Here is a 12440-nt window from a genome sequence, read left to right as displayed (position 1 = left end):
CCTGCTAGAGCCTGATTTCACCGCGCATATAGGTCACGGCCCTACCCCGCAATATCACTCTGTTGCTTTGCAACTGGCATTCCAGCACTCCTCCGCGGGCGGAGATCTGCCGCGCCTGCATTTGTGCCAGGTCCAGCTTTTCCGCCCAGTATGGCGTCAATAGGGTATGCGCAAAGCCGGTTACCGGATCTTCGTCGATGCCGACATTGGGGGCGAAAAAACGGCTGACAAAGTCGCATGGGTACTCATCGCCGGTGGCGGTGCACACCACTCCCTGGTACGGCAGGGCGGCAACGGATCGCATGTCCGGTTTCAGTGCCGCCACCTGGGCGGCACCGGCAAATTCCAGCAGCAGTTTTCCCCCTTCACTTTCTTCCCTGACCGCGTTGCGTGGCAGACAGCCGAAGGCCTGCTTTAAGTTGTCGGCAAAAGCCCCGCTGGTGGTCAGGGGCTGCATCTTCTGCGCGGGAAAGTCCATCGCGATCAGATCCTTCTCGCGCTGCACCCGCAGCTCGCCGCTCAGGGTACTAAAGAGAATCTCCCGGTGCCCGCAGCCAAGCTCGGTCCACAAAAGGTGCGCGGCCGCGAGGGTGGCGTGGCCGCAAAGGGGGACCTCCGACGCTGGAGTGAACCAGCGCAATTGGAACCCCGCCGCGCTCGGCACGGTAAAGGCGGTTTCCGACAGCTGGTTCTCGGTGGCTATCTGCTGCAGCAGGTCATTGGGCAACCACTGCTCAAGAGGCACCAGGGCTGCCGGGTTGCCTCCAAACAACTCCGCTGTGAAGGCATCGGCCTGAAAAATGGGTAGTCGCATGGACATTCCTTTTGCGGGTGGCACGGTGGTGCAAAAAAAGGGAAGCGCATAAGGCTTCCCTATTTTTATCAGAGCAAAAGACCGGTTGCTAGAACAGGCCCTAGCCGAATATGCCTTTAAAGAAAAAGAAAAACAGGATGGCAAGGCCGGCGCCAGCCGGCAATGTGACCACCCAGGAGGCGGCAATGGTGGTGACCATACGCAGGTTGAGGGCGCCGATACCTCGGGCCAGGCCAACGCCCAGCACAGCACCTACCAGGGTGTGAGTGGTGGAGATCGGCAGGCCGGTTCCTGAGGCCAGCACCACTGTGGCCGCCGCACCCAGCTCGGCGGCAAAGCCGCGGCTCGGCGTCAGTTCAGTGATCTTGCGGCCAATGGTGGCCATGACCTTAAAACCGTAGGTAGCCAGGCCCACGACGATTCCCAGTCCGCCCAACAGCAGTATCCACGAGGGCATGGTGGCCTTTGCGGTAACCGCCCCCTGCTGGATGGTATTGACCACCGCCGCCAGCGGTCCCACGGCATTGGCGACGTCGTTGGAACCGTGGGCGAAGGCCATGGCGCAGGCGGTAAAAATCATCAAAATCGCAAATACCCGCTCCACATTGGCAAAGCGGTTTTCTTTTTCCCGCTCCGGGTCGCGCTTGACGCGCTTGAGCATCACCACACCCACAGCCATAACCACCAAGCCGACAATGGCCGCTATACCGGCATCCTGTATAAAGCTCAGCTGGATAGCGGCATCCTTGAACACATGTTTGAGACCCTTGGTCAGAGTCACCATGGCGATCATCCAGCCTACGGCAAACATGTAGAAGGGAATGTAGCGCTTGGCATTGCTGAAGGGATCTTCGGTATTGAGGATCAGCCGCTGCACGCTGCGAAACAGCATGAATGAAATGGTGCCTGCCAGCACCGGGGATACGACCCAGCTGGCAACAATGCTGCCCACCTTGCCCCAGGAGACCGCGTCGACGGAAATACCTACCGCGGAAAAGCCGACGATAGCGCCGACAATGGAGTGGGTGGTGGACACAGGCCAGCCGAGGATACTGGCGATCAGCAGCCAGGTGCCGGCAGCCAGCAGCGCCGAGAGCATACCGTAGACAAGTAACTGTGGCTGGTCGGAGAATATCTCTGAATCGATGATGCCCTTGCGGATGGTGGCCGTGACCTCTCCGCCCGCCAGATAGGCGCCGGCGAACTCAAATACCATCGCGATCAGAATTGCCTGCTTGATGGTCAGCGCCCGGGAGCCCACGGAGGTGCCCATGGCGTTGGCAACGTCGTTGGCGCCTACACCCCAGGCCATAAAAAAGCCGAAAATACAGGCGAGAATCAGCAGAATAGTGCCGTACTGGCTGATAATTTCCACGGTGCCCCCTTAGCGCGCCAACAACAATTGCAATCGGTTACCCACGCTGTGGGCGCGATCGGCCAGAACGCCGATCCATTCAATGACCCGGTAGAGGAAAATCACATCCACCGGTGGGAGTTCTTTTTCGATTCCGAACAGCTGTGCGCGGATTTCCACTTCCAGCCTGTCGGACTCGCGCTCCAGGTCGTCCAGTTCCTCGGTCATACGCTGGACGATTTCCACTTCCCGGCCCGCGAAACCGGATTCCAGCAGCTCATCCAGTTCGTTGATGGCTCGCAACGCCTGGGCCGAGGCGGCCACGGCGCTGTCGACAAAGGTTTTCATCTTCGGCTGCAGATCCGCGGGGATCTCCATCTTGCGGCCCGTGGCCAGCCCGGCGATATCCTGGGCGGTATTGGCCACTTCGTCCTGGGCCCGCAGCAGTTCCAGCAGGTCGGAGCGGGATACCGGCAGAAACAGGCTGTTGGGCAGGTGCAGGCGCAGGTCGCGCTTGATATCGTCGGCGTGATTTTCGCTGGCAGAAATGCGTTTTTGCAGTGTTTCCGCCGTTTCCAGGTCGCGCTCCATCAGGGCCGCAAAGAAGGGCACCAGGTCGGCGGCGGCCTGCTGGGCGGCGGCCATGTGCTCCTTGATGGGTTTGATGGGGGACTGGCCAAACAGGTTGGCGATGTTGGACAAGGGCATGGTGAGCTCCGTTGCTCTGGACGCAAGCGCGGCATGGTACCCCAAGATGTGCGCAGCGCGGTAATTCGGGGCAAAGTGCACTGTGGTACGGCGCCGATAGAGCTACAATGCGCCGTCAGGCCAATCGAAAATAGATGATGGAGTGTCCGCTATGGGGGCCAGATTGACGGACAGGGTACTGGACTTGCCGGGTTTGCTGGAGGAGCTGGTGTCGGCGGGGCTGGTGAGTCGCAGGGATGCCAACCGCCTGGTGGGGACGCCGCGCTCCGCCGAACAGGCGCAGATGCACCCGCTCACTTATATCGCCAGCTGTGCACTGGAGCACCAGGGCGACGCCGGTGGGGTGCTCGGCGCGGAGCTTCTGACCCAGTGGCTGGCGGATGCTTCGGGCCACGACATCTATCACATAGACCCACTCAAGGTGAATGTGGCTGCCGTCACTGAAGTGATGAGCTTCCAGTTTGCCAAGCGCCACGAAATTTTGTGTGTCGAAGCGGGCCCCGAGGAACTCCTGGTCGCCACTGCTCAGCCCTATACCAGCGGTTGGGAGGAGCAGCTGGGGCACACCAGCGGCCGGCAGATCAAACGGGTGGTGGCGGACCCGGCGGATGTGCGGCGCTACTGTGTGGAATTCTATTCCCTGGCCAATTCCATTTCCGGGGCCAGCGGTCTCAAGGGTAGCTCCTCTTCCGGTAACTTCGAACAGTTGCTGGAGCTGGGCAGTCTCAAGGACCCGGACGCTAACGACCAGCATATTGTCAACATCGTCGACTGGTTGCTGCAGCACGCTTTCGATCAGCGTGCCAGTGATATCCATATCGAACCGCGCCGCGAAATAGCGCGTATCCGCTTCCGGATCGACGGTGTGCTGCACCCGATCCACGAGCTGCCGGACCAGGTCAACGCCGCGGTGACCAGCCGCCTGAAAATACTGGGCCGCATGAATGTGGCGGAAAAGCGCAAACCCCAGGACGGCCGTATCAAAACCAAGCGCCCGGACGGTAGCGAAGTGGAGCTGCGTCTGTCCACACTGCCCACCGCCTTTGGCGAAAAACTGGTGATGCGGATCTTCGACCCCGAGGTACTGGCACGCTCCTATAGCGACCTGGGACTCAGCGGCGACGACCTGGCGCGCTGGCAGGCGATGCTGGGGCGCCCCAACGGCATAGTGCTGGTCACCGGCCCCACCGGTTCCGGCAAGACCACCACCCTGTACACCGGCCTCAAGCAGCTTGCCACCAGTGCGGTCAATGTATCCACCATCGAAGATCCCATTGAAATGGTGGAGGAAAGTTTCAACCAGACCCAGGTCCACCACACCATAGGACTGGATTTTGCCGCCGGTATCCGCACCCTGATGCGCCAGGATCCGGACATCATCATGGTGGGGGAGATCCGCGACCTGGAGACGGCACAGATGGCGGTTCAGGCGGCGTTGACTGGTCATCTGGTTATTTCCACCCTGCACACCAACGATGCCCCCACCGCTGTGACCCGCCTGCTGGACCTGGGGCTGCCACACTATCTACTGAAGTCCACAGTGCTGGGTGTGATGGCCCAGCGCCTAGTGCGCACCCTCTGTCCGGCGTGCAGGCGGGAGGGCGCTGCCGACGACGGCGACTGGCAGGCGCTGGTGCGGCCCTGGAAGGCACAGTCACCGCAAACCGTATACCTGCCGGGGGGCTGCCTGGAATGTCGCAACACCGGCTACCGGGGCCGGCAGGGGATCTACGAGATACTGCCATTCAGCACGTCAATCCAGGCCCTGGTGACCGCCGACTGCGATTTGGAGCAGCTGCGCCGCCAGGCCATGCGCGAGGGTATGAGCAGTCTGCGGCTGTCCGGTGCCAGAAAAGTCGCTGCCGGTATCACCACTGTGGCGGAAGTACTGCGGGTGGCACCGCCACCGGACATCGCTTTTTGATCTCTGCCGTGACACGACCTGAGTATGATGAGCTCCCCTATGTTTGACCCGGATATCTGTCCCGTGGCGCTGCAACCGCTTTTACAGCGGCGCTGGCACCACTGGGTGGATTCGGTGGAGCCGGAAATTGTGATCGAGGTGAAAGCGCTGCTCGGCGACGGGGACAATCGACTGGCACTCGCCCGCTGTCTGGTGGGCTCCGAATTTTTTCTGCAACAGTGCTGCCGTTTCCCGACGCTGTTGCCGCAATTGCTACAGCGGGATGATCTGGGGTTGTCCGCCGATGGGCTGGGCGCCATCGACACAGAGGCGGAATTGCAGTCGGCCCTGCGGCATCTGCGCAACCGGGTTACGGCGGAAGTGATCTGGCGCGATTTTGCCGGTCAGTGGGACATTCCCACCACCTGTGGGCGACTCACGGATCTGGCCGAACTCTGTATTCAGGTAGCCCTGGACTGGCATCACCGGGCACTGGTTTCCCGCTATGGCGAGCCCCGCGATGGATTGGGGTGGCCACAGTCACTGCTGGTGCTGGGTATGGGCAAGCTGGGTGCGCGGGAATTGAACCTGTCCTCCGATATCGACCTGATCTTCGCCTTCCCGGAGCCCGGCCATACGGATGGGGCAGAAGTGCTGGAAAACCAGAAGTTTTTTCAGCGCCTGGGCCAGCGCCTGATTAAGTCCCTCGACACCATCACCGCCGACGGTTTTGTGTTTCGTGTGGACATGCGCCTGCGTCCCTATGGCGACAGCGGCCCATTGGTGAGCCATTTCGCCGCGCTGGAGGATTACTACCAGACCCAGGGGCGGGAATGGGAGCGTTTCGCCATGGTCAAGGCACGCCCGGTGGCGGGAGATCCGGAGGCCTGTGCCGAACTGATGGAATTGCTGCGGCCCTTTACCTACCGCCGCTATATCGACTTCAGCGCCATCGATGCCCTGCGGGAAATGAAAGCACTGATTCAGCGCCAAGTGCGTGCCCGTGGGCTGGACAGCAATATCAAGCTGGGGCCCGGCGGTATTCGCGAAGTCGAGTTTATTGCCCAGGCCTTCCAGCTGATCCGCGGCGGGCGCGAGCCGGCCCTGCGCGAGCGCAATCTGCTAAAGCTGCTGCCGCTGCTGGAGAGTGACGGACATCTGGCCCAGGGGGTCGCGCGGCAACTGGTAAACGCCTATCTGTTACTGCGCAGAGTGGAGCATGCGCTACAGGCGGAGCGGGATCGGCAAACTCAGTCGCTGCCGGCAGAATCGGAGCACTGCGAGCAACTGGCGTTTGCTCTGGGTCGGGCGAACTGGGTGGCGCTGGAAACCGAATTGAAGGCGGCGCGGAGGGTGATTGAGCGGGAATTCGACCGGGTGATTGCACCGCCGGAAGAGATTGCCGCGCCCAGTGCTGCCGAGGAGTGGCAGAGCCTGTGGCTGGGGTGTGGCAGCGACGCGGGGAAGGACGCCAATCTGGCCACACTTGAGCGGGCGGGGTTTGCGCCGCCCGGCGAGGCGCTGCGGCTGCTGTCGGAACTGGCAGGCGCGCGGATCGTTGCCGCGTTGCCCAATACCGCCCGGGTGCGGCTGGACCGCTGCATACCGCTGTTGCTGGCGGCTGCGGCGGGAGAGCCACAGCCGCTGCTGGCGCTGGACAGAGTTTTGCCCCTGATACGCGCGGTGCTGCGGCGCAGCGCCTATCTGGTTCTGATCAACGAAAACCCGCCGGTGCTGACACAGTTGCTGCGCCTGTGCAGTGCCAGCCCCTGGATCGCTGATCAATTGGCGCGCCATCCCATCCTGCTGGACGAACTGCTGGATTCGCGCCGGTTGTTGGTGCCAGCTACGGCGCGGGATATTGCTGACGAATTGCGCCGCGACCTGTTGCGGATCGACCCGGACGACCTGGAAACGCAGATGGAGGCTCTGCGCCACTTCAAGCAGGGTCAGAGCCTGCGTATCGCCGCTCAGGAAGTGAGTGGCGCCCTGCCATTGATGAGGGTGAGCGACTCCCTCACCTGGCTGGCGGAGGCCATCCTGCAGCAGGCGCTGCAGCTGGCCTGGGCCCAGCAGCGGGATAAACACGGCCTGCCTCCCGGCGCATCCGACGAGGACATGCGCTTCGCCATCATCGCCTACGGCAAGCTCGGCGGTCTGGAGCTGGGGCACGGGTCCGACCTGGATCTTGTCTTCGTGCACGATGCTGACCCCGGGCAGGTGACTGACGGCGCCGCCCCCATCGACACTGGCCGTTTTTACACGCGCCTGGCCCAGCGCCTGATCCATATACTGCAGACACGCACCCTGAGTGGCCCGCTGTACGAGGTGGACACGCGGTTGCGCCCCTCCGGCAATTCGGGCCTGCTGGTGACGCCGCTGGTGGCGTTCGGCAAATACCAGCGCGAGAGCGCCTGGACCTGGGAGCACCAGGCGCTGGTAAGGGCGCGCCCGGTGGCCGGCAGCCGCCGTCTGAGTGGCGATTTCGAGCAGCTGCGGCTCGAGCTGCTATGTACACAGCGCGATGTGCAAACATTGCGCGGGGAAGTGGTAACAATGCGCGATAAGATGCGTGCGCACCTCGACAGCAGCAATAATCAAACATTCGATTTGAAGCAGGGGCGCGGCGGTATTGTCGATATTGAGTTTATGGTTCAATATGCCGCTCTGGCCTGGGCGCACAGGGCGCCATCGATAGTGCGGTACTCCGACAATATCCGCATTCTCGACAGCCTCATTGAGGCGGGCCTGATGCCGGCCCACCAGGCCGGTCATTTGATCGATGCCTACAAAGCCTACCGATCCGAGAGTCACCGTCTGGCATTACAACGACTGCCGGGCGCTGTTGACAATAATCAGTTCAAAGCGGAGAGAGAGACCGTCTGCAACTGCTGGCAGCAGCTGCTGGGCTGAGCCAGGCCGCGGTCCGCTCTAAGCTTAAACTGTGTCTGTGGTCCGAGTTACGGTTTTGTAGGAGTTCATCATGTCTTTTGCCGATCGCGACGGCGTTATCTGGTTCGACGGCGAGCTGGTTCCCTGGCGGGATGCCAGGGTCCATGTGCTCACCCACACACTGCACTATGGAATGGGTGTCTTCGAGGGTGTGCGCGCTTACGGGACCGACAGCGGCACCAGCATTTTTCGTCTGCACGACCATAGCCGCCGCCTGTTCCGCTCCGCCAAGATTATGAATATGGCCATGCCATTCGATTTGGAGCAGATCGACGAGGCCCAGCGGATGGTGGTGCGGGAGAACCATCTGCAACAGGCGTACCTGCGGCCGATGGTGTTCTACGGATCCGAGGGTATGGGCCTGCGTGCCGACGCCCTGCGCACCCACGTGATTGTGGCGGCCTGGGAGTGGCCCAGTTACATGACGCCGGAAGCGCGGGAACTGGGTATCAAGGTGAACACCTCCTCCTATACGCGCCACCACGTCAATATCAGCATGTGCAAGGCGAAGGCCAACGGCAATTACATTAACTCCATGCTGGCCCTGCAGGAGGCCGTCCGCAATGGCTGCGAGGAGGCGCTGTTGCTGGATCCAGAGGGCTATGTGGCCGAGGGCAGTGGGGAAAATGTGTTTATCGTCAGCGACGGCGTGCTGTTTACCCCGGAGCTGACCTCCTGTCTGGACGGCATCACCCGCAACACGGTCATCGAGCTGGCCCGCGAGTGCGGTCACCGGGTGGTGGAAAAACGCATTACCCGCGACGAAGTGTATATCGCCGATGAGGCATTTTTTACCGGTACCGCCGCCGAAGTGCTGCCGATCCGCATGCTGGACGGTCGCACTATCGGCCGGGGTCGCCGCGGCCCGGTCACCAGGCGTTTACAGGAGCTGTATTTCGACGTGGTGCAAGGGCGCAGCGCGGCACATCGGGGCTGGCTGACCGATGTATTGGACCCGGTCGAGCCGCAGGCTTATGGGGCCTGACCGGCCAGCACCTGCCGGATGCCACAGAATGCGGTAGGTGATCGGCTCTTCCCCTATCAGGCGGTGTGAATATCCGGGCGGCCGACACAGTAGTAGTGGAAGCCGGCCTGGCGCATTTCCTCCGGCTCGTACTGGTTGCGGCCGTCGAAGAGCACCGGTGCTTTCAGTGCGGCTTTCACCGCACCGGTATCCAGGGCCTTGAATTGCTGCCACTCAGTGGCAATGATCAGCCCATCGGCGCCTTCCAGGGCCTCCTCCTTGGTGTTGCACAGTTCCAGGTCCCCCCGGTCCCCATAGAGGCGCCGGCACTCCTCCATCGCCTCCGGATCGTAGGCGCGCACCGCGGCACCCTGTGCCCACAGCCGTTCCATCAGCACGCGGCTGGGCGCCTCGCGCATATCGTCGGTGTTTGGCTTGAAGGAAAGGCCCCAGAGGGCGAGGGCCTTGCCCCGCAGGTCGCCCTGGTAGTGCCCGCTGATCTTGTCGGCCAGATAGTGTTTCTGTTGCTGGTTGCGGGATTCCACCGCAGTGAGGATATCGGCGTTCAGGCCCCATTGTTTTGCCGAGGAAATGAGGGCTTTGACATCCTTGGGAAAGCAGGAGCCGCCGTAACCGATGCCGGCGTAGATAAAATGGTAGCCAACGCGGGGGTCTGAGCCGATGCCTTTGCGCACCGCCTCTATGTCCGCGCCCACCCGGTCGGCGATATTGGCCATCTCATTCATAAAACTGATCTTGGTGGCCAGCAGGCAGTTGGCGGCGTATTTGGTCAACTCCGCGCTTTTTACATCCATTACCAGGATTTTTTCGTGGTTGCGGTTGAAAGGTGCATACAGGTGACGCAGCTTCTGCTCAGAATCCCACTCCGAAGTGCCGATGACAATGCGATCGGGACGCATACAGTCGGCGACTGCGGATCCCTCCTTGAGAAACTCCGGATTGGAGATTACATCGAACGCCAGCGCAGCCCTGTCGCGTCGCGCCAGCGTATCGCCCACGGCTGCCCGCACCTTGTCCGCCGTACCCACCGGCACGGTGGACTTGTTAATAATGTATTTTTTGCATTCCATGTGTTCAGCGATGGTCGTGGCTACTGCCAGCACATGGCGCAGATCCGCGGATCCATCTTCATCCGGTGGCGTGCCCACGGCGATAAAGATCAGTTCACCGTGCCCGACCCCTAAGGCGGCATCAGTGGAGAAAGACAGGTTGCCGGTGGCTACGCTGTTTTTCACCATCGGTTCCAGGCCCGGTTCGTAGATGGGGATTTGCCCCCTTTGCAGGCGGGCGATCTTGTCCGCATCGATATCAATACAGACTACTTTGTTGCCGGCTTCCGCCAGTACTGCGGCTTGCACCAGGCCCACATAGCCGGTTCCGAATACGGTGACATTCATTTGTTTGACTCTGTTGTTATGGTTGCAAAACCACTGTACTGGGATGGCAGCTGCTGCCTGCTGGATGCTTTTTGCAGCACCGTGGCCTGAAGTTGGCTGCGCGCCAGCAGCAGCGCCAGCGGAATCCAGTAGAAAAACCAGATATAGGAGGGTTTTACCAGCGGCTGCTGGGCGTAGATGGCCATTGCCACTGTGCCGAAGCCAAACCAGGCTGCGATGAGTCCCGGTATCCAGGTTGACAGCTTTTCCCGGGACAACACCGTATAGACGGCGCCCAGGCCCTGCCAGGCACAGGCGGCCAACCCGAGCAGACCGGAAAAGCGGGCCACATCCAACAGGTAATTGTGTGGATGCGGCAACAGGTGATGCAGTTTAATAAATTGTTTGTGCACCAGTCCCGATCCCAATAGGGGTGCCTGAGCAAACTCCCGCCAGGCTTGGCCCCAGAGTTCCAGGCGGATCGAGTAGGCATTGCTTCTGTGCAGCAGCGGCAGGTCGCCAAACAGCGCCAGATATCCCAGCGGCAGCGCAGCCAATGCCGCCAGTAGAAGCAGACCCCGCAACAGACGCGAACCGCTAATAAAGGCCGCCAGCAGTAGCGCGCACAATGCCATGACCAGGGGCAGCTTGGTTTGCGACAGGACTATGTAGAGGCAGGAAACAACCAGTCCGCTCCAGGACAGCCAGCGCCAGGGGCGGGCTGACTGTGCGATGCCGTAACAGCAAAACAGGGCGTGAAAGCCGAACAATATGCCGGTTTTGTCGATATCGCCCTCCAGGGAAATACCGCCGATACGCCGAAACTGCTGCAGGCCGCCGTCGAGTCCGTAGGCGATCAGCGAGGCCAGACCGGAAACCAGTCCCACTGCGACCAGTGCCAGCAGCCACTGGTGCAGCGCCCTGTCGCCGCGGCGCTCCAGCACCAGATAAGTACCACAGTAAAACAGTGCCAGGTAGAGCACTAATTTCAGATAGAAGCTGGTTTTTCGCTGGACATCGGCGACATCGGCGGATGCCCACAGTGTCGACAGTGCCAGCACCAGTGGCAGGGTACAAAAGGCGGCAAACTGCCATGACCAGACGAAACGGTAATCCCTCCGCCAGAGCATCAGCAGCAGGGCGGCCGGCAGCAGAGTGAGATAAAAAGCGGTCTGCACGCCCGCCACTTTCGGGGCCAGGTAGAAGCCGCACAGCAGCAGGAGCATGCCCCCATAGGCCAGCGTTGACAGTCCCGCTATCCACTTTGAGTCCTGCTGGCGATACAGGCCGGGAGAGAGGATTGCGTTGTTAATTTCTGATCCAGACATAATCGTGGCTGTAGGGCAAATTCATGGCGCTCTCGACAATATACTGCGCGTAGAGCCTATTGTTGATTTCGCGGTGGAAAAACGCTCGGGCACGACTGGCCCAGTGTCGCCGCCTGGCATCATCTTCGTGGAACTCCAGCAGGCGCCGCAGCAGCGACTCCTCACTGTCGAAGTACACAAGGCTCTCCGCCGGCATAAACTCGTCGAAGCGCGCTGCGGCATGGGTGAAAACCAACAGGCCATTACCCGCCATCTGGGCGATCCGCGCCGAGGAGTACCATTGCAGTCCCTCCTGCCGGTTGAGGTTCAGGCCCATTTTGCTGTCACCGAGCATGCGGTCATAGTCCCGTCCCCAGACGGTCGGCTGGTCGAACATCCCGGGTGTGGCGAAACGAAAATCCTGCGGGAGCCGTTCGCGGAGGTAATCGACCAGTTTGCCGCGCTCCGTATAGGCCTGGGCTTTGCTGCAAAACAGCAGATCCACACTCTGGTTGCTGTGGGCGCTGCAGTCCCAGGTTTCCACCGCCGGGTCCACCGGGTTGGGCATATGCCACAATGTTGCCTCCTTGCCCTCGAAGCGCGCCAGTTCCGCGACACCGGTAGAGACAAACATGGCGTCGGCAACTTCGCAGCGCATGGCGATATTGGCGGCGTTTCGGGGGACGAACAAAGGGTCGTTATTGCATGCGGCTATGACTGTTTGCGGCCGCATACGGCGAATCTCCGCAAAAGTCTTGTTGTCGATCAGGTCGCAGTGGCCAAATACCAGTAGATCTGGCTCGAACGCCTCCACGGTCTGTAGGAGTCGTCGGTTGACTTTTTTGCGGCTGGCGAGTTCGCGAATGCGCAGCGGCGCTTCGAAAGCGGCCACATCGCGGTCGCTGAAAGCCAATACGTTGTGACCGGCGCGCACCAGGCCGGTATATAGCTTGATCGCCCAGCTAACGCGGGTATGGCCATATTTCCGCTGTTGGTGATTGTCGACGTGGATGATACGCATAGGATCTGGTGTGCCGCTGG

9 protein-coding genes are annotated in these 12440 nt (G+C 61.1%); 3 read left to right on the top strand and 6 right to left on the bottom strand.

The window, feature by feature from the left end; all coding sequences use genetic code 11:
• Positions 1 to 4: 4 nt before the first annotated feature.
• From ABVT36_RS03105 to ABVT36_RS03095, 3 genes are all read right to left on the bottom strand, one after another.
• Entirely contained in the window at positions 5 to 814 is an 810-nt protein-coding gene (locus ABVT36_RS03105) for a PhzF family phenazine biosynthesis protein (RefSeq protein ID WP_368455223.1), read from the bottom strand.
• Positions 815 to 914: 100 nt separating this feature from the next.
• Entirely contained in the window at positions 915 to 2189 is a 1275-nt protein-coding gene (locus tag ABVT36_RS03100; protein ID WP_367148638.1) for an inorganic phosphate transporter, read from the bottom strand.
• Positions 2190 to 2198: 9 nt separating this feature from the next.
• Positions 2199 to 2876: a TIGR00153 family protein gene (locus ABVT36_RS03095; protein ID WP_367148639.1), complete on the bottom strand. Its 678-nt coding sequence runs from the start codon at positions 2874 to 2876 to the stop codon at positions 2199 to 2201.
• 151 nt (positions 2877 to 3027) lie between these two features.
• Between ABVT36_RS03095 and ABVT36_RS03090 the strand changes: the two genes are divergently transcribed.
• The 3 genes from ABVT36_RS03090 to ABVT36_RS03080 all read left to right on the top strand — a co-directional run bounded on the left by ABVT36_RS03090 (position 3028) and on the right by ABVT36_RS03080 (position 8716).
• Entirely contained in the window at positions 3028 to 4800 is a 1773-nt protein-coding gene (locus ABVT36_RS03090; RefSeq protein ID WP_368455222.1) for a GspE/PulE family protein, read from the top strand.
• Positions 4801 to 4824: 24 nt separating this feature from the next.
• Positions 4825 to 7692: a bifunctional [glutamate--ammonia ligase]-adenylyl-L-tyrosine phosphorylase/[glutamate--ammonia-ligase] adenylyltransferase gene (gene glnE / locus ABVT36_RS03085; RefSeq protein ID WP_368455221.1), complete on the top strand. Its 2868-nt coding sequence runs from the start codon at positions 4825 to 4827 to the stop codon at positions 7690 to 7692.
• A gap of 70 nt (positions 7693 to 7762) precedes the next feature.
• A complete protein-coding gene (locus tag ABVT36_RS03080; RefSeq protein WP_367148642.1) occupies positions 7763 to 8716 on the top strand; it encodes a branched-chain amino acid transaminase in 954 nt (317 codons plus the stop codon).
• A gap of 56 nt (positions 8717 to 8772) precedes the next feature.
• On the opposite strand, the gene ABVT36_RS03075 is transcribed toward ABVT36_RS03080, so the two are convergent.
• Genes ABVT36_RS03075 through ABVT36_RS03065 form a run of 3 tightly spaced genes read right to left on the bottom strand, consistent with a single transcriptional unit; the run spans position 8773 to position 12420 of the window.
• Complete coding sequence (locus tag ABVT36_RS03075) at positions 8773 to 10113, bottom strand: UDP-glucose/GDP-mannose dehydrogenase family protein (RefSeq protein ID WP_368455220.1); 1341 nt, start codon at positions 10111 to 10113, stop codon at positions 8773 to 8775.
• Positions 10110 to 11420 (bottom strand): O-antigen ligase family protein, encoded by a 1311-nt coding sequence (locus ABVT36_RS03070; RefSeq protein WP_368455219.1) that lies wholly within the window; start codon positions 11418 to 11420, stop codon positions 10110 to 10112. Before ABVT36_RS03070 ends, ABVT36_RS03075 begins: the two co-directional genes overlap by 4 nt.
• Positions 11401 to 12420, bottom strand: coding sequence for a glycosyltransferase (locus ABVT36_RS03065; RefSeq protein ID WP_368455218.1), 1020 nt, complete (start codon positions 12418 to 12420; stop codon positions 11401 to 11403). The genes ABVT36_RS03070 and ABVT36_RS03065 overlap by 20 nt, the downstream gene beginning before the upstream one ends.
• Positions 12421 to 12440: the final 20 nt, after the last annotated feature.

Source organism: Microbulbifer sp. TYP-18 (assembly GCF_040932045.1).
Lineage (GTDB): Bacteria > Pseudomonadota > Gammaproteobacteria > Pseudomonadales > Cellvibrionaceae > Microbulbifer.
Note: the sequence above shows the minus strand (reverse complement) of the source record. Positions and strands in the feature narration are given on the sequence as shown.